The sequence below is a fragment of the Luteibacter sp. SG786 genome (genome assembly GCF_011759605.1).
Classification (GTDB): domain Bacteria; phylum Pseudomonadota; class Gammaproteobacteria; order Xanthomonadales; family Rhodanobacteraceae; genus Luteibacter.
The window spans coordinates 711,331-734,726 of record NZ_JAAOYX010000001.1 but is presented as its reverse complement, the minus strand read 5'-3'; the positions used below and the strand labels follow the sequence as shown (position 1 = coordinate 734,726).

At 64.3% G+C, this 23,396-nt stretch carries 20 protein-coding genes, 2 tRNA genes and 1 pseudogene; 13 read left to right on the top strand and 10 right to left on the bottom strand.

Annotation, left to right across the window (positions count from 1 at the left end):
• The first annotated feature begins 80 nt into the window (after positions 1-80).
• Positions 81-791, top strand: a complete 711-nt coding sequence (locus FHS47_RS03135) for a response regulator (RefSeq protein WP_167022828.1) — start codon at positions 81-83, stop codon at positions 789-791.
• Here the strand turns inward: FHS47_RS03135 and FHS47_RS03130 are convergent.
• Positions 788-2,677: an aromatic amino acid lyase gene (locus FHS47_RS03130; protein WP_167022825.1), complete on the bottom strand. Its 1,890-nt coding sequence runs from the start codon at positions 2,675-2,677 to the stop codon at positions 788-790. The two genes, FHS47_RS03135 and FHS47_RS03130, sit on opposite strands and share 4 nt — an antisense overlap.
• 34 nt (positions 2,678-2,711) lie before the next feature.
• On the bottom strand, positions 2,712-4,097 hold the full coding sequence (gene hisS, locus FHS47_RS03125) for a histidine--tRNA ligase (protein WP_167022822.1): 1,386 nt from the start codon (positions 4,095-4,097) through the stop codon (positions 2,712-2,714).
• A gap of 154 nt (positions 4,098-4,251) precedes the next feature.
• On the opposite strand from hisS, the gene FHS47_RS03120 reads away from it, so the two are divergent.
• Positions 4,252-4,328: transfer RNA gene (locus FHS47_RS03120), tRNA-Pro, on the top strand.
• 138 nt (positions 4,329-4,466) lie between these two features.
• Here the strand turns inward: FHS47_RS03120 and FHS47_RS03115 are convergent.
• The gene (locus FHS47_RS03115; protein ID WP_167022819.1) at positions 4,467-4,745 is read right to left on the bottom strand and encodes a hypothetical protein; all 279 of its coding nucleotides are present in this window, start codon (positions 4,743-4,745) and stop codon (positions 4,467-4,469) included.
• Between the two features lie 106 nt (positions 4,746-4,851).
• Positions 4,852-5,700, bottom strand: coding sequence for a VacJ family lipoprotein (locus FHS47_RS03110; RefSeq protein WP_167022816.1), 849 nt, complete (start codon positions 5,698-5,700; stop codon positions 4,852-4,854).
• Positions 5,701-5,861: 161 nt separating this feature from the next.
• Here FHS47_RS03110 and FHS47_RS03105 point away from each other — a divergent pair, with 161 nt between their 5' ends.
• The 3 genes from FHS47_RS03105 (at position 5,862) to FHS47_RS03095 (ending at position 10,043) form a co-directional block, all read left to right on the top strand.
• Positions 5,862-6,569 (top strand): response regulator, encoded by a 708-nt coding sequence (locus FHS47_RS03105; protein ID WP_167022814.1) that lies wholly within the window; start codon positions 5,862-5,864, stop codon positions 6,567-6,569.
• Positions 6,569-7,939 carry an ATP-binding protein gene (locus FHS47_RS03100; protein ID WP_167022811.1) on the top strand — a complete coding sequence of 457 codons (1,371 nt, stop codon included), beginning with the start codon at positions 6,569-6,571 and terminating at the stop codon, positions 7,937-7,939. Before FHS47_RS03105 ends, FHS47_RS03100 begins: the two co-directional genes overlap by 1 nt.
• 112 nt (positions 7,940-8,051) lie before the next feature.
• Positions 8,052-10,043 (top strand): beta-L-arabinofuranosidase domain-containing protein, encoded by a 1,992-nt coding sequence (locus FHS47_RS03095; protein WP_167022808.1) that lies wholly within the window; start codon positions 8,052-8,054, stop codon positions 10,041-10,043.
• A 48-nt stretch (positions 10,044-10,091) separates the two neighbouring features.
• Here the strand turns inward: FHS47_RS03095 and FHS47_RS03090 are convergent.
• From FHS47_RS03090 to FHS47_RS03065, 6 genes are all read right to left on the bottom strand, one after another.
• Positions 10,092-10,184 (bottom strand) — tRNA-Ser (locus FHS47_RS03090).
• A gap of 49 nt (positions 10,185-10,233) precedes the next feature.
• Positions 10,234-10,431: a carbon storage regulator CsrA gene (gene csrA, locus FHS47_RS03085; RefSeq protein WP_167022805.1), complete on the bottom strand. Its 198-nt coding sequence runs from the start codon at positions 10,429-10,431 to the stop codon at positions 10,234-10,236.
• Between the two features lie 303 nt (positions 10,432-10,734).
• Positions 10,735-13,368 (bottom strand): alanine--tRNA ligase, encoded by a 2,634-nt coding sequence (alaS, locus tag FHS47_RS03080; RefSeq protein WP_167022802.1) that lies wholly within the window; start codon positions 13,366-13,368, stop codon positions 10,735-10,737.
• Between the two features lie 71 nt (positions 13,369-13,439).
• A complete protein-coding gene (locus tag FHS47_RS03075) occupies positions 13,440-13,952 on the bottom strand; it encodes a regulatory protein RecX (RefSeq protein ID WP_167022799.1) in 513 nt (170 codons plus the stop codon).
• Complete coding sequence (recA, locus tag FHS47_RS03070; RefSeq protein WP_167022796.1) at positions 13,933-14,979, bottom strand: recombinase RecA; 1,047 nt, start codon at positions 14,977-14,979, stop codon at positions 13,933-13,935. The genes FHS47_RS03075 and recA overlap by 20 nt, the downstream gene beginning before the upstream one ends.
• Before the next feature lie 97 nt (positions 14,980-15,076).
• Positions 15,077-15,586: a CinA family protein gene (locus tag FHS47_RS03065; protein ID WP_167022793.1), complete on the bottom strand. Its 510-nt coding sequence runs from the start codon at positions 15,584-15,586 to the stop codon at positions 15,077-15,079.
• A gap of 1,078 nt (positions 15,587-16,664) precedes the next feature.
• Here FHS47_RS03065 and FHS47_RS03060 point away from each other — a divergent pair.
• The 8 genes and pseudogenes from FHS47_RS03060 (at position 16,665) to FHS47_RS03025 (ending at position 23,378) form a co-directional block, all read left to right on the top strand.
• Positions 16,665-17,162, top strand: coding sequence for a hypothetical protein (locus FHS47_RS03060; protein ID WP_208381762.1), 498 nt, complete (start codon positions 16,665-16,667; stop codon positions 17,160-17,162).
• A 39-nt stretch (positions 17,163-17,201) separates the two neighbouring features.
• On the top strand, positions 17,202-18,257 hold the full coding sequence (locus FHS47_RS03055; RefSeq protein ID WP_167022790.1) for a type IV secretion system protein: 1,056 nt from the start codon (positions 17,202-17,204) through the stop codon (positions 18,255-18,257).
• A gap of 95 nt (positions 18,258-18,352) precedes the next feature.
• The gene (locus FHS47_RS03050; RefSeq protein ID WP_167027590.1) at positions 18,353-19,063 is read left to right on the top strand and encodes a TrbG/VirB9 family P-type conjugative transfer protein; all 711 of its coding nucleotides are present in this window, start codon (positions 18,353-18,355) and stop codon (positions 19,061-19,063) included.
• Positions 19,060-20,322 carry a TrbI/VirB10 family protein gene (locus tag FHS47_RS03045; RefSeq protein ID WP_167022787.1) on the top strand — a complete coding sequence of 421 codons (1,263 nt, stop codon included), beginning with the start codon at positions 19,060-19,062 and terminating at the stop codon, positions 20,320-20,322. Before FHS47_RS03050 ends, FHS47_RS03045 begins: the two co-directional genes overlap by 4 nt.
• A gap of 7 nt (positions 20,323-20,329) precedes the next feature.
• A complete protein-coding gene (virB11, locus tag FHS47_RS03040; RefSeq protein ID WP_167022784.1) occupies positions 20,330-21,373 on the top strand; it encodes a P-type DNA transfer ATPase VirB11 in 1,044 nt (347 codons plus the stop codon).
• 51 nt (positions 21,374-21,424) lie between these two features.
• Positions 21,425-21,883, top strand: a pseudogene (locus FHS47_RS19685) (lytic transglycosylase domain-containing protein); the annotation flags it as partial.
• Positions 21,884-22,648: 765 nt separating this feature from the next.
• The gene (locus FHS47_RS03030) at positions 22,649-23,074 is read left to right on the top strand and encodes a TrbC/VirB2 family protein (RefSeq protein ID WP_167022778.1); all 426 of its coding nucleotides are present in this window, start codon (positions 22,649-22,651) and stop codon (positions 23,072-23,074) included.
• A complete protein-coding gene (locus tag FHS47_RS03025; protein ID WP_167022775.1) occupies positions 23,067-23,378 on the top strand; it encodes a VirB3 family type IV secretion system protein in 312 nt (103 codons plus the stop codon). The genes FHS47_RS03030 and FHS47_RS03025 overlap by 8 nt, the downstream gene beginning before the upstream one ends.
• Positions 23,379-23,396: the final 18 nt, after the last annotated feature.

Sequence of the window (23,396 nt, the reverse complement as noted above, 5' to 3'; positions counted from 1 at the left end):
GACGCAATTGCGCTTTTCTTCCATATATTTCGCGGCGGTCGCTCGCCACCATGGCGCCCTGCCATACCGCGAGCCCGACCATGCCGAGCACCGTGATCATCGCCGACGATCACCCGGTCGTCGTTGCGGGGGTCGAAACCATTCTCAAGGCGCATCGATACGAGGTCATCGCCCGCGCCCACGATACCGATACCCTGTTCGAAGCCCTTGCCGACCACCCTTGCGACGTCGTGATCACCGACTATTCCATGCCCGAGGGCAACCAGCCGGATGGCCTGCCGATGGTCCGGCGCATCCGTGCCACACGCCCCGACATCGGCATCGTCGTTCTCACCATGCTTTCAAACCCCGCCCTGCTACGCGGGCTGCTGGACATGGGCGTGGCGGCCATTTTCGACAAGCGCACCAACCTTCGCGACATCCCGTTGGCCGTTCACGCGGCCGACGTCGGCCGCTCCTATCTGAGTCCGGCCATCCAGCGCTTGTTCCACGAGGCCGACTGCGCGGCCGGGCACGAAGACCTCTCCACGCGCCTGTCGCCGCGCGAGGTGGAGGTGCTCCGCGCCTACGCGGAAGGCCACGGCCTTTCCGACATCGCAGCGCTCATGGGCCGCAGCTTCAAGACAATCAGCCGGCAAAAGCGCTCGGCCATGGCGAAGCTGGGCCTCGCGAACGACGCCCAGCTCTATCAGTATCTTGCCGGCGTGCGCGCCGGCATGCTCGACGATTGGGTGCCCGGCGGAAGATCGGGCGCGGGAACGCGGCATCCGCCCGAAGGCAAGGGCCCCTAGGCTACCAGGCGTCCGGACGCCACCAGTTCGCACACGGCGCGCACGTCGCCGTCCATGGCCCGGTCGCGCTGCATGAACGCCACGTGCTCGCGCATCGCGGCCAAGGCCACGCGCACGGCCTTGCCTCCGTGGAAGTCGTCGGCGGACGCCAGCGCCTCCATCAGCGAACGCACCTCGGCCTCGAAACGCGCGTAATGCGGCGAATCCGCTCGCGGCGCGCCGGAGATCTTCGAGGCGAACGCCGCCAGATCGCCGCGATGCGCGAGGGAGCGAGCCGCGTTGAGCATGTCCTGACGGTATTCGAGCGCCTGGGCCGCGGTGTACAGCTCCATCGCCAGCACGTGGCCGAGGTCTTCGGTCATTTCCAGCACGTGGCGCGCTTCGTTGGCCCCCATGGAAACGTGGTCTTCCGCATTGGCACTGGTCGGCACCGAGTACACCGAGGCCGGATGCGCGCGCGTGGCCAGATCGTTGACCAGCGCCGCCGCGGTGTACTGCACGATCATGAAGCCGGAGTCCGTGGCGTCCTCGTTGCCGATGAGGAACGCGGGCAGTCCGTCATTGTTGGCCGGGTCCACGAGCTTGGCCGTGCGCCGCTCCGAAATCGAAGCGAGCACGGGAATGGCCGCCTTCACGTAGCTCATGGCCAGTGCGAGCGGCATGCCGTGGAAATGACCGGCGGAGATCACCTGGTCCTCGATGACTTCCGCGTTCTCCGCGTCCGGGAAAACAAGCGGGTTGTCGGTGACCGCATTGAGTTCGACATCGAATACCCGGCAGGCCTGCTCCCAGGCGTCGCGCACCGCGCCGTGCACCTGCGGCGCGCATCGAAGGCAATAGGCGTCCTGCGGCTGGTGTTTCTTGCCACCCTTGAACGGCAGGAACCGCGAGTAGAACGCCTCCTTGCCGTGGCGCTGCGTCGCCGGCACCCAGTCCCAACCGATGTCGAAGCGGTAGGCCTGTTCGGTCGGTTCCGACCAGGAATCGGACAGCCACGGGCGGAATCGCGGCACGAGGTGATAAGGAATGTCGGCGAGCGTGGAGCCTTCGAGCAGGCTCCGGATGTTGCGCGCCGCCTCGACCTGGCCGGGATGTGGACGCAGCGCGTGCACCTCTTCCGCATAGGCACCGGTACGGCCCGCGAAGGCGTCCAGGGTCATGGCCGCGGCAAGATCGGCGGTGCGGATGAGCATGTCCATCGTATCGAGCGCCAGCACGCCCGTGGCGAGCATCTGCGTCGTGCCGTTGTTCAGCGCCAGGCCTTCCTTGAACGAAAGACGCACCGGCTCGAGGCCGGCCGCGGCCAGCGCCTTCGCGCCGGGCATCCGCTCGCCCTTGTAGAACGCTTCGCCCCCGCCGAGCAGCACGATGGCCAGGTGCGAGAGCGGCGCAAGGTCGCCACTGGCGCCGACCGAACCTTTCTCCGGCACCACGGGGATCACGTCCCGGTTCAGCAGCTCGGCCAGTGCGCGCAGCGTTTCCACGCGGATACCGGAATGCCCCTTCATCAGGGTGTTCACGCGGATGGCGAGCATGGCGCGCACGACGTCCACCGAGAACGGCTTACCCACACAGACGGCGTGGGTAATGATCAGGTTGTGCTGCAACTCTTCCAGCAACGTGCCTTCGCGCGGCTCCGGATTCCCGCCCGGCAGCTCGTCGCGCACGCGATGCGCGCCCAGCAGCTTGTCGGCATTGCTGCCGAATCCGGTGGTGACCCCATAGATCGGCTCGCCGCCGCCCACCTTCTCGGCCAGGAAGTCGGCGGCCCGCTTCACCTTCGTCAGCTGCGCCTCGTCCAGGCGAATGGTGGCGCCGTGGCGCGCGATAGCGGCGACCTGCGCGCGCGTGAGGCTGCGGCCGTCGAGAAGGATGCTGCTGGTCATGGGTTGGGCCGTGGGACTTCGATGAAAGGGATGGTCAGCGGCCGATTTCGGCCTGGGCCAGTTCGACGCGCAGCGTCTTCACCAGATCGGCGCGCGACACTTCGAACTGGTCTTCGCGGCGCAGGTCCTTCACGGTGACCAAGCCCTTGGCGATCTCGTCCTCGCCAATGACGAGCACGAAGCGGATGCCGGCACGATCGGCATACTTGAACTGCTTGCCCAGCTTGCCGCCCTCGAGCACCACCTCGGTGGCGATACCCGCGTTGCGCAGCTCACCGGCCACCGCGAGGTAGGTGGGCAACTGAGCCGCGTCCATCTGCGTGACGAGCACGTCGACCGTGCTCTGCGCGGTGGCCACGAGTCCGGCGTCGCGCAGCTGCCAGTACAGCCGCGTGAGGCCGATGGAAATGCCTACGCCCGGCAGGTGCGACTTGGTGTACTGGCCGGCAAGGTTCTCGTAGCGCCCGCCCGAACAGATGGAACCGATGCCGGGATGGTCGTTGAGGGTGGTCTCGTAGACCGTGCCCGTGTAGTAGTCCAGGCCGCGGGCGATCGACAGGTTGAGCGCGAAATGCGTCTCCGGCACGCCGAAGTCACGGATCATGGCGAGCACTTCCTTGAGCTCGGCCCTGCCCTGCTCGAACGTGTCCGAACCGTTGCCCAGGGCGTCGAGCTTCGCGAATGCATCCACCACCGAGGTGGAGCGCACCTGGACGAAGTCGAGGATCTTGGTCGCGACTTCCGGCGACAACCCGAACGCCTCACCCGTGAGGGTGTCGCGCACGTAATCGGGGCCGCGCTTGTCGAGCTTGTCCACCTCGCGCAGCACGAGCATCTGCTGCTCGGCGTCGGCGATGCCCAGATTTTCGAAGTACCCGCGCATCAGCTTTCGGTTGTTGAGCTGGATGGTGAACGGGCCGATGTTCAGGTCGCGGAAGACGCTGTAGATCACCGCCGGAATCTCGGCGTCGTACCGTACCGACAGGGAGTCCTTGCCGATGACGTCGATGTCGCACTGGTAGAACTCGCGGAAGCGCCCGCGCTGTGCGCGTTCGCCGCGATAGACGCGCTGCATCTGGTAGCGGCGGAACGGGAAGCTGAGATCGTGCTCGTGCTCGGCCACGTACCGGGCCAGGGGCACGGTCAGGTCGAAGCGCAGGGCCAGCTCCGGCACCCCACCCTTTTCCGCCGCCGCCCCAAGGGCCCCGGTGGATTGAACGAAGTAGACCTGACGCTCGGTTTCGCCACCCGTCTTCGTCAGCAGCACGTCGCTGTATTCGATGACCGGCGTTTCGATCGGCAGGAAACCGAAGCGCTCGTAATTGCGGCGAATCGTGTCCAGCATGCGCTGGAACGCGATCTGGTCGAGCGGCAGAAGCTCGAGGACACCGGGCATGGTGCGGGCCGGGGTGAGTGCCATGCAATTCCTCTTCGGACAGGCTGTACGGACGCCGCCATGCGGCAGCCGCATAGATTAGCAGATGGGCCATGTCCGGCCGCCGGCGGCCATGTAAAAAAAGTGCGAGGACCTGTTGCCAAGGCACCGCCCCACGGCTAATATACGCGGCTCCCGTCGGGGTGTAGCTCAGCCTGGTAGAGCGCTACGTTCGGGACGTAGAAGTCGCAGGTTCGAATCCTGTCTCCCCGACCAATATTTCAAGCGCTATCTGGCTTGACGATGAAAGGCCCGCCTCTAAAGCGGGCCTTTTTCGTTCCGCAGGACCTGGATGGCGTTAGCTTCACATCGGGACGTAGTCGCGCGCCGGCTTCTCAGCCGCCCCGGAAGCGATCAATGCCCACCACGCTCCGCGGCATCGATCGCGTGTATCAACGCGATAAGCCGCGCGGCCTCGCCTTCGGCGACGAGTTCCTCGGCCGTGCGCGATCCCAGCGCAACGATGGGGTCCTCCCGGTACCAGGCCAAGCGGCGTGCGCGGTCCGGCTCCACACGGCGTGCGGCAGCCAGCACCAGCGACGTATCGCGCAGCAGGCGAACGGGTGCGCGTGCGAGCATGTCGACCTTGGGAGACCGGCGTTGCGCCCGGCGCCACCAGGTGAGCAGAACCATTTGCCAACGGCGTCCCTGCCGGACCATGGGTCCGTAGGGCACTGTCCAGCAGCCAGGAACCCCATCGGCCCGGGGACGGGCAACCTTCAATGTCATAAGCACGCCCTCACGGATTCATAGGTAGCCCGGTCGCCGCGCGGCCATCGCCGCGTTGCTCCGGCTGGTGCACGGCGCCGTCGCGCCCCTCTTCCACGAAACGTGCGCGACGCTGCGCCGAAACATCGCGCAGCGCGGCGTAGTAGTCCTCGGAACGCTCCAGCTTGTCGGTGAGGGGAAGCGCGCGCGCACGTCCGTCCACGATGCCTCCCACGGTACCGACGGTATTCACTGTCGAGACCGTGTCCGAGTTGTCGCCGAGGTTGTACAGGCTCATGGTGAGAATGCGCCCCACCGCATCGCGAACGTTCGACGATCCGAACACGGGCAACTCCACGGTGTGCCCCGGACCCATACCCCATACTCCGAAGGTCTGCCCCAGGTCGGCACTGTGATGCGGCATGTTCCAATGGCCGGCCACGTCGAAGATGCCCACGACACCGATCGTGCTGTTGATCAGGAACCGGCCGGCGGTGTTGAGGGAACGAAGGAAATTCGCCTGCAACAGATCGTTGGCGAACACCAATGGCTCGCGCAGGTTCTGCGAAAAATTGTGCACGCCACCCTTCACCGGCGCCGGCAAGTGCGAATACCCGCGGGCCACCGGACGGATGATCGCGTGATCCAGGCCCTTGTTGAAGGCGAACACGGCCCGGTTGACCGGTTCGTCGTTCCTTGTCGACGCCGACGGGCCCGGCACCGGTTCGTCGGACCTGACACGGTGCGAGCAGCCGCTCAGGATCGTCGCCGACACTGCCGCCATAACGGCGATCCGACGAGCGCCGGAGCGGCGGCGTATGGCCCTCCGGGCGCGGCTGCTCGTGAGCGAGGGAAACGGTGGGGTGGGCAGGCGGGACATGGAGGACTCCGGCGAAGGTTTGTCCAAGCCTGCCCCTCGATTGCGTACGTCGTTTCTCCTGTTTGCGTCTGGGCGGACATATTGTTTCCGCGCAGAAATAAATGACAAATCGTCCCCGGCCGCCCTATATATGTGCTTTCCGCACCGGGATGGCCCCTTCCATGCAGCGAATTCTCATCGTGGACGACGACGAGGAAATTCGTTCCCTCCTGCAGCGCTTTTTCGAGAAACATGGCTTCGAGGCGGACACGGCCGGCTCCGGCACCGCCATGGACGCCCGGCTTGCCCGCACGGCCTACGACCTGGTGATCCTCGATGTGATGCTTCCCGGCGAAGACGGCTTCAGCGTGTGCAAGCGGCTGCGTGGCAGCGGGAAGCTGCCGGTCATCATGGTTACCGGCGTCACGGATCCCACCGACAGGATCGTGGGCCTCGAACTCGGCGCCGACGACTACGTAACAAAACCCTTCGACGCACGCGAACTCCTGGCACGCGTGCGCGCCGTGCTCCGTCGCAGCGAAGCTTCCCCCACGTCCGACGCGCATGCCACCCCTGTACTGCGCTTCAGCGGGTGGCGGCTGGACATCCTCCGGCGTGAACTACGGTCGTCGGACATGACGCTCACGCCTTTGTCCAGCGGCGAATTCGACCTGCTGGTCGCGTTCGCGCAGCATCCGCAGCGCATCCTCACGCGCGAGCAGTTGATCGACCTGTCGCGCGGGCCCGCACACGATGCGTTCGATCGCAGTATCGACGTGCAGGTGAGCCGCTTGCGACGGAAGATCGAGGAGGATCCTGGCGATCCGGAGATCATCCGCACCGTGCGCAATGTGGGCTACATCTTCGCGTCCGCCGTGGAGCGTCAGTGATGATCCGCCGGCGCTGGGCAGCGGATACCCTCAGCCGCTGGTTCGCCATGAACATCATGATGGCGTTGCTCATCGCCGCGGCGATGAACGCCGCCTTCGTGCAGTTCGCAGGCGTCTGGGCAAAGCCCGGCATCAAGGACATCGGCATCGTGGAACAGGCGGCGGCGGTGGTGCGCCTGATCGACAGCGCCCCGCGCGACATGCGCCCACGGCTGGCGCAGGCCGCGCGAGGGGATGTCTATTCCGTGGAATGGTTTCCGAGCGACGATGCCTTGCCGATGCGCCACGACGATATCTACCGCGGCGTCACGGCCAGGCTCCGCGACCTGATCGGCCGGCCGAACGTCCGCGTGCTCGGCTCCGAACCGGGCGATCCGGGCATCGACGGCACACCTACCACCAAATATGCATTGGCCATCGACCTGTCCGATGGTTCGTGGCTGCTGTTCGTTGCACCCGAACGCAGCTGGGGCCTCGATCCATGGGTGCGCAACGTGCCCACCGGCATCTTCGCGCTGGCCGGAAGCGTGGCCGTGGGTGCGCTTGCCAGCCGCCGCCTCGCACGCCCGATGGAGAAGTTCGCGCGCCAGGCACAACGCTTCGGCGCCGACGTCCATGCGCCGCCCATGGAGTCGGCCGGGCCGCTGGAATTCCGCATGGCCGCCCACGCCTTCAACGACATGCAGGCGCGGGTGAAACGTTACGTCGCCGATCGCACATACATGCTGGCGGCGATCTCGCACGACCTGAGGGCCCCGTTGACCCGCATGCGCCTCAGGGGCGAGTTCATCGAAGACGAGGAGCAACAGCGCAGGCTCTTCCGCGACGTGGACGACATGCGGGCCATGGTGGATTCGGCGCTCGCCTTCTTTCGCGACGACAGCGAGCAGGAGGAAGCCACGCGCTTCAACCTCTCCGAACTGGTGAATACCGTCGTGGACAACTTCCGCGACGCAGGGAGCGACGTGGCATTCCACCACGCCGGGAGCGTCGCGTACACCGGCCGTCCCTTGAGTCTCAGGCGCACCTTTTCCAACCTCGTGGAGAATGCCGTCAAGTACGGCACGCGTGCCGCCGTGACCATGCAAGAGACCGAAGACGGTATCGAGGTCACCATCGACGACGATGGCCCGGGCATTCCCGAAAAGCTTCATGAAGCCGTCTTTCGTCCGTTCTACAGGATCGAGGCGTCACGCAACCGGCAGACCGGCGGAGTCGGTCTTGGCCTGGCCGCCGCCCGTTCCGCGGTGCGCGGCCACGGCGGCGATATCGTCCTGGAAAACCGATCGGAAGGCGGCTTGACCGTACGCGTGCGTTTGCCCGTGTTCGACAGCGTGTCAGCGCTCGCTGCGTGCCATCCTCGTGCGTAACGATCGAGAAGAAGCCGACGCCTGCAACGCATGGCACTCCGATTCTCACTTTCCCCGGAGCGAAAAGTAGTACATATTCAGGCTGAGGTAGGCAGCGAGAGGGGAATGACGAATGCACGATCCGATCCGTCCCGGGCGCCGGGGCTTTCTTCAGGCGTCCGCTCTCGGTGCGCTGGCATCCTGGATTCCCGTGGAAGGCGGTGCAACGACGAGGCCGGTCTCTCCGGCCGTATTCCCTCCCGCCGCTCTCGCACCACAACCGTTCCAGTTGCTTCCAGCCGGCTCCATCCGCCCCACCGGCTGGCTGAAGCGCCAGTTGGAAGTGCAAGCGGAAGGGCTCGGCGGCCGGGTGGACGAGACATGGCCCGACCTCGGTCCGAACAGCGGATGGCTCGGCGGCAAGGGCGAATCGTGGGAGCGAGGGCCCTATTTCGTGGACGGCCTGCTGCCCCTGGCGTGGCAGCTGGATTCGCCTGAATTGAAGGCAAAAGCGCAGCGCTTCATCGAATGGACGCTCGAAAATCCGTGGCCCAACGGCATGTTCGGCCCGAAGAGCAACGACGACTGGTGGCCACGCATGGTCATGCTCAAGGTGCTGACGCAGTACCAGGAGCTGACGGGCGATGCGCGCGTCGTTCCCTTCATGACGCGATATTTCCACTATCAACTCGGTGCACTGCCGGGCCGTCCCTTGCGCGACTGGGGCCGCATGCGCTGGCAGGACGAAGTGGCCTCGATCCTCTGGCTGTATTCGCGCACGCAGGATCCGAAACTCCTCGAACTCGCCGCGCTGCTGAAGAAGCAGGGCTACGACTGGCAGGCCATGTACGTGAACTATCCGTTCAAGGAGAAGACCGATGCCAAATTGGTCGAGGCCAAGAACAAGAACGCCTTCATGGAAGATGATGGATTGCAGGTACATGGCGTCAACGTCGCGCAGGCACTGAAGGCGTCGCCGGTATGGTCGCTGATCTCGCGCAGCGCGGACGACCGCGCCGCCATCCACCACCAGCTCGAGCAACTGGATCGTTATCACGGTCTTCCGAACGGCATGTTCTCCGGCGACGAACACCTTGCGGGCCGTAGCCCCTCGCAGGGCATCGAACTGTGCGCGGTGGTGGAAGCCATGTATTCCCTGGAGATGGCCTTGGCGATCACCGGCGATGCCGCACTCGGCGACCGCATCGAACGCATCGCTTATAACGCGCTGCCTGCCGCCTTTACCGACGACATGTGGGCCCATCAGTACGACCAGCAGCCCAACCAGGTGGAGTGCAGTCTGCATCGCCGGCCATGGACCACGAACGGGCCGGAAGCGAATCTCTTCGGCCTCGATCCGCACTTCGGATGCTGCACGGCCAACTTCCACCAGGGCTGGCCCAAGCTGACGGCAAGCCTGTGGATGGCCTGCGCGGACGGCGGTCTTGCCGCAGCCGTCTATGCGCCCTGCCATGTCAGTACGGTGGCGCGCGGCGTACCGATCGAGATCGAGCAGGAAACGGACTATCCGTTCCGCGACAACATCGCCATTACTCTGCGGCCGGCATCGCCCGTTGCCTTCCCGCTGCGCCTGCGCCTGCCCGGCTGGTGCCGTGCGCCGTCGGTGAAGGTCAACGGCGAATCCGTGAAAGCCTTGGCCGGCGCCGGGTTCGTCACCGTGGAACGGCAATGGTCGGCCGGGGACCGCATCGAACTCTCCTTCCCCGCCGATGTGGTGACCGAGACCGGCTTCAACGATTCCGTCAGCTTCAACCGCGGCGCACTCGTGTTCTCCCTGCCCGTCGGCGAGGCCTGGGTGAAATGGCGCAAGCGCGGCCTCACCAACGACTGGCAGGTGTATCCCACGTCGCAGTGGAACTATGCGGCGGCCGAGCCCGGCAAGGTCGAGCAACACGCCATCGGGCCCCGGCCTTTCGCCGGTGCGACGCCGGCGGTCACGCTCTCCGTGCGCGGGCGCCTCGTTGCGTGGAAGGCAGAAGAAGGCGCGGCCGATCCGGTGCCCGCGAAGCCGGCGCCGGAGGACGAGCCTTACACGACGCTTAGGCTCGTGCCCTATGCCGGAGCCAAGCTGCGGATCACGTCGTTTCCGAAGCTCGCTTCCTGATGAGGGTCTTACAACGCAAAACGCCCCTGACGGGGCGCTTTGCGTAACTGGCGGAGAGTGAGGGATTCGAACCCTCGATAAGGCTTTTGACCCTATACTCCCTTAGCAGGGGAGCCCCTTCGGCCTCTCGGGCAACTCTCCGTGTAACGAGCCAGCAAGGATACTTGCCCTTGCAGCGGCCGTAAAGTCTTTACTGGTCGTCCCCGGAGTGGCCGGTGGGATCGTTCTCGTTCTTGATGCGCTGGTAAATTTCTTCGCGATGAACCGCGACGTTCTTCGGCGCATTGATGCCGATGCGCACCTGGTTACCCTTCACACCCAGAACAGTGACGGTCACCTCGTCGCCGATCATCAGGGTTTCACCGACCCGGCGGGTCAGAATCAGCATGATTGATACTCCATAAAATCAGGTATTGGCTTCCCCACCAACGACAACCTCACCCCGAGTGCTTGCCGTCAATGGATCGACGTTTCGACCATCGAAGGCCGATTGCCTTCCCCGGCTCTAGTTGTGTGTGTCGCTGACCAGCTGTCCTGCCATCGCGATCCGAAGGGACCGATGCCGAAGGATGCGTTTCGACATTCGGATGATACTAGCCGAGCCAAACAGGGGTGCGCAACGCACGAAGCCGTGAATACGTGCGCCAGGGCGCGGTTGCGACACCTGGCGATCGCTTCGGCTACCTGCCGTTCAGCGCAGGCGCGCCTCCACCCAGGCGGGAATGCCAGCAAGGATGCCCGGTAGCGCCGGGGTATCCAGGCCGCCGCCCTGGGCCATGTCGGGGCGACCGCCGCCCTTGCCTTCGATGTGGGACGCCACTTCGGCCACCAGATCGCCGGCCTTGACCTTGCCCAGCGCAGCGCCACCGACGCCCGCGACGAGCGAGACGCGGCCATCCACTGCACCGGCCAGAACGATGGCGCAGTCGCCAAGTCGCTGTTTCAGAACGTCCATGCTGTCGCGCAGCGACTTCGCATCCAGGCCCTCGAGGCGGGCGGCGACGACCTTGATGCCGGCGACGTCGACGGCGCTCGACGCGAGGTCGGCGGAGGCGGACGTGGCGGCCTTGGCCTTGAACGATTCGATCTCGCGTTCGAGCTTCTTCTGGCGGTCGAAGAGCTGGCGCAGTTTCTCGACCACGTCATCGCCGGTGGCGGCCAGAAGGCCGGATACCTCACCCAGGATGCGTTCTTCGTCGGCCACACGGGCCATGGCGCCCTCGCCTGTAACCGCTTCGATACGACGCACGCCGGCGGCCACGCCCGATTCCGAAACGATCTTGAACAGGCCGATGTCGCCCGTGCGGGTCACGTGCGTGCCGCCGCAGAGCTCCGTGGAGAAGCCACCCATCTTCAGCACGCGCACTTCGGCGCCGTACTTCTCGCCGAACAGGGCAATGGCGCCGAAGTCGATCGCCTCGTCGTAACCCATGTGGTGCACTTCCGCTTCCGCGTTGCGTCGGATCTCCTCATTGACCATGCGCTCGACCTGGGCAAGCTCCTCGGGAGTCACTGCCTTCAGGTGCGAGAAATCGAAACGCAGGCGCTCCGGCGCCACCAGCGAGCCCTTCTGCGCCACGTGGTCGCCCAGAACCTGGCGAAGCGCAGCATGCAGCAGGTGCGTGGCGGAGTGGTTGAGGACCGTGGCCTGCCGCTGTGCCGCATCGACCGAAGCCGACACCGCAGCGCCCTTTTCCAGCGGCGCGGAGCCTTGCCAGGTACCGAAGTGCGCAAAGAAGGCGCCACCCACCTTCTGCGTATCGGTCACCGCGAAGGTGCCCGAAGGATTGCCCAACGTGCCGGTGTCCCCGACCTGTCCGCCGGACTCGGCGTAGAAAGGCGTGCGATCCAGCAGAACGAAGGCGTCCTCGCCATCCGCAAGACGGTCGACCGCCTTGCCGTCACGGACGATGGCCAGCACCTTGGCCTCGGCCAGCTCCAGATCGTCGTAACCGGTGAAGACGGTAGGCGCCAGCGCGCTGGCGACCTCGGCGGGAAGCTGCGCCTTGCTGGAGAAGTTGCTGGCGGCGCGGGCGCGCGCCCGCTGCTCGCCCATGGCACGCTCGAAGCCTTCCATATCCACCGTCATGTCGCGCTCGCGAGCGATGTCGGCGGTGAGGTCGACCGGGAAGCCATAGGTATCGTAAAGGCGGAAGGCATCCGCGCCGGGAATGATCTGACCCGATTTTGCGGCGATGTCGTCGAACAACCGCATGCCGGTCTCCAGGGTTTCGCCGAAACGCTCCTCTTCCGCCTTCAGGGCCTGCTCCACGAACACCTTCTTCGCGGCCAGTTCCGGATAGGCGTCGCCCATCTCGGCCACCAGTGGCGCCACCATCTTCCAGAAGAAGTCGCCGCGCACGCCAAGCATCCAGCCGTGGCGAAGCGCGCGGCGGATGATGCGGCGAAGCACGTAGCCACGTCCCTCGTTGGACGGCAGCACGCCGTCGACGATAAGGAAGGAGCAGGCGCGGATATGGTCCGCGATGACGCGAAGCGACTTGTTCGCGAGATCGGCGGTGCCCGTGAGGCGCGACGCCTCCGCGATCAGATGCGAGAACAGGTCGATCTCGTAGTTCGAGTGCACATGCTGCAGCACGGCCGCGAGGCGCTCCAGGCCCATGCCGGTATCGACGCACGGCGCCGGCAGCGGGGAAAGCGTGCCGTCCGGAGCACGGTCGAACTGCATGAACACGAGGTTCCAGATCTCGATGTAGCGGTCGCCGTCCTCGTCCGGCGAACCGGGGGGACCACCCGCCACCTCGGGGCCGTGGTCGTAGAAAATCTCCGTACACGGGCCGCAGGGGCCGGTGTCGGCCATCTGCCAGAAGTTGTCCGACGCGAAGGGGGCGCCCTTGTTGTCGCCGATGCGCACGATGCGCTCCGCGGGTATGCCCACCTCGTTCCGCCAGATGTCATAGGCCTCGTCGTCGGTGTGGTATACCGTGACCCACAGGCGCTCGGCCGGCAGCTTGTAGACCGCCGTGAGGAGTTCCCAGGCATAGCGGATGGCGTCGCGCTTGAAGTAGTCGCCGAACGACCAGTTGCCCAGCATCTCGAAGAACGTATGGTGGCGGGCCGTATAGCCCACGGCATCGAGATCGTTATGCTTGCCGCCGGCGCGCAGGCAGCGCTGCACGTCGGCCGCCCGCACGTACCCCGGCTTCTCGCTGCCCAGGAACACGTTCTTGAAGGGCACCATGCCCGAATTGGTGAACAGCAGCGTGGGGTCGTTCGACGGCACCAGCGATGCCGAGGGCACGATGGTGTGGTCCTTGGAGCGGAAGAAATCGAGGAAGGTCGAACGGATGTCGGCAGTTTTCATGAGCGATCGTGGCTTCGGAGCTGCGAGGCGTGTCGCGGGGACGCTCCGTCCAGAATCAAGGCTGGCTGCCTTCAGTCGTCGTCGGCGTCTTCCGCATCGGCGTGGGTAAGAACACGTACTGTGGCGGCGGCGAAGCCACGACGCAAGAGGAATTGCGCCCTGCGCGCCCTTTCCGCGGGATCCGCGGTCGGTGCGCCGTACCGCCGGCGGAGCTGTTGGGCGCCGAGATCCTCCCAATCGACGTCGGCAGCCTCGATCAATTGGCGGATGGTGGCGTCGCCCACGCCCTGGCTGCGCAGCTCGGCCCTGATCCGAGCCGGCCCATAGCCCTGACCCACGCGACTCCGAAACAGAGCCTCGGCGAAACGGGTGTCGTCCTGGTAGCCCTGATCACCCAGCCGCTCGACCGCGGCGGCGGACTCGTCACGCGCGAAACCGCCGCGCTCGAGCTTTTGCGCGAGTTGGCGGCGGGAGTGTTCGCGCCGGGCCAGCAGCCCGAGCGCCTTGTCGTAAGCACTGCGAGAAGGGCGCTCGGCCTTGCCGTCGCCCTTCCCCGTGCCTGGATCAGACTTCCTCGAGCGCATCCTGCTCGGTATCGTTGCCCGCGGTGTCGCTCTTGCCCGGTTTCACAAGAAGGCGGGCACGCAGTTCCGCGTCGATTTCGTTGGCAATGGCCGGGTTGTCACGGAGGAACTGACGGACGTTCTCCTTGCCCTGGCCGATGCGGTCGCCCTTGTAGCTGTACCAGGCACCCGACTTGTCGATCAGGTTCTCGCGCACGCCGAGCTCGATGATCTCGCCCTCGCGCGAGGTGCCTTCGCCGTAGAGGATCTCGAATTCGGTCTGGCGGAACGGCGGCGCCACCTTGTTCTTCACCACCTTCACGCGGGTTTCCGAACCGATGACTTCCTCCCCCTTCTTCACCGCACCGATGCGGCGGATGTCGAGGCGAACCGAGGCGTAGAACTTCAGTGCGTTACCGCCGGTGGTGGTTTCCGGGCTGCCGAACATCACGCCGATCTTCATGCGGATCTGGTTGATGAAGATGACGAGGCAGTTCGACTTCTTGATGTTGGCCGTGAGCTTGCGCAGCGCCTGGCTCATGAGGCGGGCATGCAGACCCACGTGGGAATCGCCCATCTCGCCTTCGATTTCGGCCTTCGGGGTGAGCGCCGCCACGGAGTCGACCACCACCATGTCCACCGCGCCCGAGCGCACCAGCATGTCGGCGATTTCCAAGGCCTGCTCGCCGGTGTCAGGCTGGCTGACCAGGAGGTCGGCGACATTGACGCCGAGCTTTTCGGCATAGCTGGGATCCAGGGCGTGCTCGGCGTCGACGAATGCCGCCGTGCCGCCGTCGCGCTGGCAGGAGGCGATGGCCTGCAAGGTGAGCGTGGTCTTGCCCGACGATTCCGGACCATAGATTTCCACGATGCGACCACGCGGGAGGCCGCCGATGCCCAGAGCGATGTCCAGGCCGAGCGAGCCGGTGGACACGGTGTCGATCTGGTCGTCGACACGGTCGCCCAGACGCATGACGGCACCCTTGCCGAACTGCTTTTCGATCTGGCCGAGCGCGCTCGCCAGCGCTTTGCGCTTGTTGTCGTCCATCGTGAATTCCGGTCTCGTGTGTAGGTGAGTATCTTGCCCGACCGTGGTCTCAGGGACTGCGATCCGCAATCCCCAAGTTTGCCATAGCCTGCCGGGTTCAGCCCTTCAGTTCGGCGGTCATTCCAGCAAGCGCCGCGGCGACCGTCTGCCGCCTCACCGCCTCGCGATCGCCGTCGAAATGATAGAGCTGTGCGTGGGCGTAGCCCCCGCGCCGCTTCCAGCCGATCCAAACGGTACCGACGGGTTTCTCGGGCGTGCCGCCGGAGGGGCCCGCGATGCCGGTGACGGCGACGGCGACGCCCGCGCCGTACCTCGCCAGTGCACCCGACACCATTTCCAGCACGGTTTCCTCGCTGACGGCGCCCGTGCGCTCGAGCGTGCGGGGGTTGACGCCGAGCAGCGCTTCCTTGGCGCTATAGCTATAGGAAACCACGCCCGCCTCGAACCAGGCCGAGCTGCCGGGCAGATCCGTGAGCGTCTTGGCAATCCAGCCGCCAGTGCAGGATTCAGCCGTGGCCACCATGACCCGCTTCTCTTGCGCGACCTCGGCAACCTGCCGGGCAAGCTCGTCCAGATCCGTGTCGGTAGGCATGGGGACAGCGGCCATGGAAGCTCCTTGGATAAAAGGAGGAGTTCTACTCCCGGTATCCAGGTATGTCGATGGCTTTGCCATGAGCCGGGGAGCGAGCGATGGGCGGAATGATTGCAGAAGCGACGGGTCGTCTATACCATGTCACTCTTGGGTTGCTCGCATGAACTCGTTATGGGTGCCACTTGTCGCGACGACATGGGTAGCACCCCCAAGGGAACAAAAGGATGATTCAAGTCTGCAAGGCGGCGGCAGCCCGCCACACCATCGGTGCGCACCCGATCAGGAATGCCGCCGCGCCTGTAACCGGCCATTGGGCGGCTCCGTGTGCCGCCCAACGGGAAGCGCGCACGTAACCAGTGGCCCCGTGCCCCTGCCCAGCCCCACTCCCGTTCGGTCAGCATTTACGGAATGTCGGCTGCCCGTACTTGGCAGTGCCGGCAGGGTTGTCGTCGCGTGCCTGACACAGTCGCGTGAGAAGTTCGCCGGACAAGGAAAGAAACCGATGCTTACAATCGCAACCTTCACGAGTCATACACATATGCGGCAAATCTCAGCCGCAGTTCGCACTCCTACTGCGACGGGCGTCAAGGCTTTCACGCGTTTCACGCATATTACATGCCCACAATGTGTGATATTAATCGCAAAAACAATCATATCGCTCTGTAGTCAAAAAACCGATGTTGCGTTATCTTTACGTCGCGGACAGGGGTCCGCTAAGGGGTGGGGAAATCCAGGGCTTGAGTTCACGCAACTCTGAGTAGGCGATTTCTGGTCGCCTCGCTCCACGCACGACCATTTTTTGCTGGCATGAAATGCAGGGGCGCCATGGCGCTCTTACAGGATGTTTTATGGATGATTTGCATGTGGCCCGCACCGTCTTCGGTACGGGGCTCCAGCCGCAATTAGGACACCCGCGGGCGGTTATGCCGCAGCGGCTCTGCCATCGGGGTGTTCCAGCCTCGACCCCAAGACTCAAATTTCAAACGCTGCGTTTTAAACGCTGGACGACAGGACGCCGGGCGCGAATCCCTGCGCCCTCCGTCGTCCGTGCTTGATCGTCGTGACCACTTCCCAGCCTTACGTGAAATCACACATGCCTTCGAAGCTCTCAATCTGTGTCCTGGTCTCATTTGCCGTGATGCTTTCCGCTTGTGGCACGCCTGCCCCCAAGGACTTCGGCGGCTCGTGGAAGCCTGTAAACCGCTTCGAGGACAAAACCACCGAAATTCCGCTGGCAGTCCCCTACACGTACTACGCGGCGCCGATGGACGGCACATTGAAAACAATGCTGTCGCGGTGGACCGCGGACAACGGCATGAAGCTCAAGTACAAGCTGCGCTCGGATTTCACCCTGACGAAGGCCGCTTCGGCGATCCACACTTCCGAATTACGTGACGCCGCATCGCAGCTGAGTTCGATCTACGGGCCTCAAGGCGTGGCTGTACTGATCTCCGGACCGGATCTGGTCGTTGAAGAAGTAAGCGCCATCACGACGCCCCCCGCGGCCGCACCGGCCGCTCCCCAAGCGCCTGTCACCACGAATCGGGCGGCGGCTAACGAGCCCGTCGCCGCGACCGCGGTCGCCAAATAACAGACCGCATACGCACCGACGAACAGGCAGCCGTCCCTCATGCTGAAGAAGAAGAACTCACCCCGGATCGACGAAACCGTTTCAAGAGGTGTCGATTTCGAAGTCACGATCGCCGACATGGCAAGACGCAGCGAAAAGCGCGCCTGGATAGTGGCGGGCTGTGCGATCGTCAGTGCGCTGATCCTGCTCGGCGGCTATTTCTACATGCTGCCTCTGAAAGAGAAAGTGCCTTACGTTGTGCTCGCCGACCCCTATTCCGGCGTCAGCTCCATCGCGCGCCTGACCGACGACCTCGTGAATCGCAGGATCACGTCGAGCGAGGCGGTCAATCGGAGCAACATCGCGCATTTCGTACTCGCTCGGGAATCATACGATCTGGCCCTGACCAACATGCGCGACTGGCCAACGGTCATGACCATGGCCGCGCCGAACGTCTCCGGGCCATACCGGGCGTTGCATTCGCCCGCGAATCAGTACAGCCCGTACAAGATGTACGGGGCAAACAAGGCCATCCGCGTCAAGATCCTGAGCATCGTCCTCGTTGGCGGGGGTGTGAACAGCACCCCTAAGGGGGCGACCGTGCGCTTCCAACGCAGCGTGTTCGATAAAGCCAATGGTGGAACCGTCCCGCTCGACAGCAAGATCGCAACGATGGAGTTCGTCTACAAGACGAATCTGCAAATGGACGACCAGAGCCGCATCGAGAACCCGCTCGGTTTCCAGGTAACGAGCTATCGCGTGGACAACGACTATGGCGATGCCGTGCCGGTAGAGGTGCCGCAGGCCCCTGCCACCGGCGATGCGGCCAGCACCAGCGCCCAGCAGCCCGCAACGACGGGCGCGGCAACGGCACCACCCGGCCAGAGCATGGACCCAGACGACATGCCGTCGGCGGGAGCAGCGGGGCAGGCTCCCACTGCAACTCCGGCACAAGGCGCACAGGGGTCGCTGCAAAACGGCACGATCCCGCCCTCTCCTATTCCGCCCGCTTATCCCGGTGCCGCGGATACGGGGATTCCAGTTGCAGCACCTAACACAGCCGCACCAGCGGTCCGTTCAACTGCCCGAAGCGCCGCCAATGGAGGGCGCCGTTGATGAATCGATTCCGCAAGCCCAAGCTGCGATGGCTACTCGGGGCGACCGCCCTGACCGTCGCCCATGCCACGTTCGCAGAGACAGCACAGACGTCGATGCCGCCTTCGGCGTCGGTCTCCACCCTGACCACGTACGAGTACTCGGCTGATCGCATCTATCAGGTTCGTACCGGTCTGGGCATTACTACCCAGATCGAGTTGAGCCCCAGCGAGAAGATCCTCGACTACAGCACCGGCTTCAGCAGCGGATGGGACCTCACCCGCCGCGACAACGTCTTTTATGTGAAGCCGAAAAACGTCGACGTCGACACGAACATGATGATTCGTACGGCGACGCATTCCTACATCTTCGAACTGAAAGTGGTCGCCACGGATTGGAAGACCTTGGAGCAGGCTCGCAGGGCTGGCGTTCAGTACAAGATCGTCTTCAGCTATCCCGCCGACACCAGCTTCATGGCCGAGACGAAGAAGGTCGAGGAAGCACCCATGCTCGACACCGAGCTGGTGAAGGGACGTGACTACAACTTCGACTACGACTACGCGAAGAAGCGGCGTACTGCCCCATGGCTGGTACCCATCAACGTGTACGACGACGGTCGGTTCACGTACATCAAGATGCCCGACCTCAAGCAATTTCCGACGGGTAACTTCCCGACGGTCTACATGCGCGAAAAGGAGCACGGCGAGGACTCGGTCGTGAACACGACCGTGGAAGGCAACACCATCGTCGTCCACGGTACGTATCCCTACCTGGTTATTCGTCACGACAACAACGTCGTGGGTCTGCGAAGGAACACCAAGAAGTGAGCCCCAACACGCCACATCACCCGGAAGATGAAGCCGGTGCCGGCAAAGAGGCACCGCGGGACAACTACGAGAACCAGCGTGATCCGCTGGCGGGGAACCCGTACGCGTCACAAGCGCGACAGCAGTCCCAGCCCGACCTCGACAGCAATGCGCCGCATTTGACGTCAAGCGACATGCGCCGCATGAATCGCCGCGCGCTAGGTCTGCTCGCCAGCATTGCGTTGCTTCTGGTCATCATCGCCGTATGGGCATTCGGCGGCATGGGAGGGGAGAAACCCAAACCGAAGCAGCGCGAGGAAACGGTCACCGTACCGGACGCACCCATTGCCCCAACACTGCCGCCTGCGCCGGTGCCGACGCCACCACCGGCAGAACCTATCCGGCTTGCCGCGGCTCCGTTGCCGCGCGAGACGCCCCCCCCGTCCGAAGGACAGGAGCGCCCGCGCGGCCCGTCCCTGCTGGAACGTCGCATTGCGGCGGCTAGCCAAGGCACGACCGGTGTCGCGAACGGCGCATCGGGGATGGGTGCCGGCGGCAATCCGATGCAGGGGTACATCCTCCCCGATCCCAACGGGGGCGTTCCGGGTCAGGCTCCGCGAATGAGCAACAACAACAACCTGGCCTACTCGGCTGCCAATCTCCCGGATGTTTCCAGCGCGGCCCCGCTCACGCACCCGGACACGTTGATGCTGCGCGGAACCTTCATCCGTTGCGTCCTCGAGACCCGCATCATCACCGACATACCTGGCTTCACGTCGTGCGTGGTCACCGAACCCGTCTATTCCTTCACCGGCAAGCGCCTGCTGCTGCCGAAGGGCTCGAAGGTGCTCGGGAAGTACGAAATGGAACCGGACGGTCCGCGTGTCGCGGTCATCTGGGACCGGATCGTCACGCCAACGGGTATAGACGTGAACATGGCCAGCCCCGGCATCGATACGCTGGGCGGTGCCGGACACCCCGGCCATTACAACGCCCACTGGGGTAGCCGCATTGGCGCGGCCCTGCTGATCAGCATGCTCAGCGATGCGTTCAAGTATGAAGCCGCCGAACATGGACCAAGGCAGACCACCATCAGTAACGGCGTGGTCACGCAAACGCCGTTCGAGAGCAATACGGCAGCCACCATTCAGCAGTTGGCGAACCAAGCCGTGCAGCGCGCAGCCAACCGGCCCGCCACGGTGACAATCAACCAAGGCACCGTTCTGGCCATCTATGTCGCAAAGGACGTGGACTTCGCCGGCGTGGTTGCGAGGTATTGAGACGGGCATGAGCGAGAGCGCACTGGCCAGCGTCAGCAACGACTTCCTTGACTACCAGTACGAGGTACTGGGGGTGAAGGATTTCCTTGCCGAGCCGGACGTCACGGAAATCTGCATCAACCGTCCCGGCGAGCTGTATCTCGAACGCCGGGACGGTTGGCAGCGCGTGGAGGTGCCGTCGCTCACCTTCGAGCGCGCCCGTCAGTTCTGCACGGCCGTGGTCAATGAAAGCAACACAGGCCAGCGCATCACGGATACCGACCCCGTGGTGTCGTTGACCTTCCCAACCGGTCAGCGTGCACAGTTCGTGATTCCTCCGGCCTGCGAGGCCGGGCGTGTATCGATCACCATCCGCCTGCCCTCCAAGCAGACCCGGACGCTCGCCCAGTACGACCAGGACGGATTCTTCTCGGAAATCCTGGAAGGCGAGCACACCATCAGCCAGGCTGACCGGGAACTGCTCGAACTGCGTTCGGAGCGGCGCTACGCAGACTTCTTCCGTCACGCGGTTCTGAACAAGAAGAACATCGTGGTCGCCGGCGCCACCGGCAGCGGCAAGACCACCTTCATGAAGTCGCTGGTTAACCATATCCCGCCGGACGAGCGGCTGGTAACGATCGAGGATGCCCGGGAACTTTTCATCGACCAGCCCAACGTCGTGCACCTGCTCTACTCCAAGGGTGGCCAGAGCACGAGCAACGTCACGGCCAAGAGCTGCATGGAAGCGTGCCTTCGAATGAAGCCCGACCGGATCATCCTTGCCGAGCTGCGCGGCGACGAATCGTTCTACTTCATTCGTAACTGCGCCTCGGGCCATCCGGGCTCCATCACGAGCTGCCACGCCGGCAGCGTGGAGCAGACCTGGGACCAGTTGGGACTGATGGTGAAGGCCTCGACGGAAGGAGCCGGCCTGGAGTTCTCCACGATCAAACGCCTTTTGATGCTGACGATCGACATCGTCGTTCACATCAAGGCACACGCTGGCCGGCGGTACATCACCGGCATCGATTTCAACCCGGCTCGCGCGCTGAGCGGCGCGGGCGGGGGGTAACGCTTCACGACAACAGGTCATTAGACAGGAGTTGTAAAGGTGCTACCAGGATTGGAAATGATGAGCTGCCAGAACCTTGCCGTGCCGGCCGAGGTGATGAAGCATGTCGTCAATGTCGAATCGAGCAAGAACCCTTTCGCCATCGGCGTCGTGGGCGGGCAGCTCGTGCGCCAGCCGCAGAATCTTCCCGAGGCAGTCGCGACCGTTCGCATGCTGGAGTCGCGCGGCTACAACTATTCGCTCGGTATCGCGCAGGTCAACCGCTCCAACCTGGGCAAATACGGCCTGGACACTTACGAGAAGGCCTTCGAATACTGCCCCAACCTCGTCGCTGGATCGCGCATTCTTGCGCAGTGCTACGCCAGCGCGGGCAAGGACTGGGGCAAAGCCTTCAGCTGTTACTACTCCGGCAACTTCACCACTGGCTACGAACATGGCTATGTCCAGCGTGTGTTCGACTCGATGTCCCGCGATGTCGCCTTCACGGGCACACAACCGATTCCGCTAATGACGAAGACGCCCGTGAGGGTTGCGCGCGTCACCGGAAATTCGGAAGGACTCAAGCCGGATAGCCCCGCCTATAGGGTAGCAATGCGAAGCGTCGTCGACTCGGCGGTCGCCGCCGTCGTGGGGCCTGCCATCGCTGGAGCCACCGGAGCCAGCGGCACCGGCGGAGCCCCCCAATCAGCCGGCTACCCCGATTCCAATGCCGCGCTTCCTGCCGGCATGGACCCGCAGACGCTGCAAGCCTTGCAGGCACTTCAGCGCGCGAATAACGGCATGCCGGGAGCGGTTCCCATCACCAACCCCGCGCTAAACAACACGCCCGCCCCGCCTCCTGGGCCAATCCCCACCGATCCGGCCACTGCCGCGGTCATGAGGCAAATTGGCGCGCAGCTTCCACCTGGCGGCCCGACGCAGCCGGGGATGATCCGCACCGATCCCGCCACTTCCGCGGTGATGTCCCAGATCGGCGTATCAGCATCGTCGCCGGCCGGCAACGATGTCTTCGTGCCTCAGGTGCGGGGGCCCAACGATCCCGTCCAGGGTGCGACGCCGCCTGCCGCGGCGGCACCCGCCCGGCCGGCGGTAGACAACGCGGATGTGCGCAACGGAGGTACGGACGATGCCTTCGTTTTCTGATTTGCAGGCGCGTGCCGGACGGATTCCGGGCGATGCCACCGCACCGCTGGCTGCGCGGAAAGCAGCCTTCCCAACTCGGGTGGCCAAGCGTGCCACCCCTTCCCGATCCAACCGCAATGAAGGAACCGAATGATGTCCCTGTCCACCATCAGCACCGCCATCGCCAAGTCCAGGCACCCCCTGCTCAACACGGTTGCCCTCTTCGCCGTGATCGCCTTGCTCGTCATGCCCGAGCTTGCATTCGCGCAGGACACCCGAGAGAAGGTTTGCGGGTTCTTCACGAACATTAAGGGCATCCTCAACGCGGCATCGATCGTCGTGGTGACTGTCGCGGTGATCTTCTCAGGCTATCAGATCGCTTTCGCCCACAAGCGCATTTCGGATGTGACCCCGGCCCTCATTGGCGGCGTGCTCATCGGCGCCGCCGCCCAGATTGCCAAGACGGTCGTCCAGGGCAACGACGCCGGCGCTGACAATCAGTGCACCGATGCGGGTAACGTCGGCATGCTTATGGATGCGATCCAGACGGCCATGCACTTCCTGCATTTCCATGCATAAGAACGTACTGTTCAGGGGTTGCACGCGCCCCCCCATGTTCATGGGCGTGCCTTACGTCCCGTTCTTCATGGGTGCGGGCTCGTGCCTGCTGCTGGCGATGTACTTCAATTACTGGTACCTGCTCCTGATGCCTGTCGTGATCTTCATCATGCGCATGATGGCGAAACGCGACGAGATGATCTTCCGTCTGCTTGGACTGCGCCTGCAATTCAAGACGCGGATAAGGAACGTGCAGGAACACGGTGGCATGTGGGTGTTCACGCCCAACAACTACCGCGACCCAAAGAACAAGCGCAAGAAGTAGGTATCCCGCCCTGGCATC

Bases quoted from the DNA above. Each gene is read 5' to 3' on its own strand.
- FHS47_RS03075 (WP_167022799.1), bottom strand. From the start codon at position 13,952: ATGCGCTCGAGGAAGTCTGATCCAGGCACGGGGAAGGGCGACGGCAAG.
- FHS47_RS03030 (WP_167022778.1), top strand. From the start codon at position 22,649: ATGTCCCTGTCCACCATCAGCACCGCCATCGCCAAGTCCAGGCACCCC.
- FHS47_RS03110 (WP_167022816.1), bottom strand. From the start codon at position 5,700: ATGTCCCGCCTGCCCACCCCACCGTTTCCCTCGCTCACGAGCAGCCGC.
- hisS (WP_167022822.1), bottom strand. From the start codon at position 4,097: ATGGCACTCACCCCGGCCCGCACCATGCCCGGTGTCCTCGAGCTTCTG.
- csrA (WP_167022805.1), bottom strand. From the start codon at position 10,431: ATGCTGATTCTGACCCGCCGGGTCGGTGAAACCCTGATGATCGGCGAC.
- FHS47_RS03060 (WP_208381762.1), top strand. From the start codon at position 16,665: ATGCCTTCGAAGCTCTCAATCTGTGTCCTGGTCTCATTTGCCGTGATG.
- FHS47_RS03105 (WP_167022814.1), top strand. From the start codon at position 5,862: ATGCAGCGAATTCTCATCGTGGACGACGACGAGGAAATTCGTTCCCTC.
- FHS47_RS03055 (WP_167022790.1), top strand. From the start codon at position 17,202: ATGCTGAAGAAGAAGAACTCACCCCGGATCGACGAAACCGTTTCAAGA.
- FHS47_RS03025 (WP_167022775.1), top strand. From the start codon at position 23,067: ATGCATAAGAACGTACTGTTCAGGGGTTGCACGCGCCCCCCCATGTTC.
- FHS47_RS03100 (WP_167022811.1), top strand. From the start codon at position 6,569: ATGATCCGCCGGCGCTGGGCAGCGGATACCCTCAGCCGCTGGTTCGCC.
- FHS47_RS03135 (WP_167022828.1), top strand. From the start codon at position 81: ATGCCGAGCACCGTGATCATCGCCGACGATCACCCGGTCGTCGTTGCG.
- virB11 (WP_167022784.1), top strand. From the start codon at position 20,330: ATGAGCGAGAGCGCACTGGCCAGCGTCAGCAACGACTTCCTTGACTAC.
- FHS47_RS03115 (WP_167022819.1), bottom strand. From the start codon at position 4,745: ATGGTTCTGCTCACCTGGTGGCGCCGGGCGCAACGCCGGTCTCCCAAG.
- recA (WP_167022796.1), bottom strand. From the start codon at position 14,979: ATGGACGACAACAAGCGCAAAGCGCTGGCGAGCGCGCTCGGCCAGATC.
- FHS47_RS03050 (WP_167027590.1), top strand. From the start codon at position 18,353: ATGCCGCCTTCGGCGTCGGTCTCCACCCTGACCACGTACGAGTACTCG.
- FHS47_RS03130 (WP_167022825.1), bottom strand. From the start codon at position 2,677: ATGACCAGCAGCATCCTTCTCGACGGCCGCAGCCTCACGCGCGCGCAG.
- FHS47_RS03065 (WP_167022793.1), bottom strand. From the start codon at position 15,586: ATGGCCGCTGTCCCCATGCCTACCGACACGGATCTGGACGAGCTTGCC.
- alaS (WP_167022802.1), bottom strand. From the start codon at position 13,368: ATGAAAACTGCCGACATCCGTTCGACCTTCCTCGATTTCTTCCGCTCC.
- FHS47_RS03095 (WP_167022808.1), top strand. From the start codon at position 8,052: ATGCACGATCCGATCCGTCCCGGGCGCCGGGGCTTTCTTCAGGCGTCC.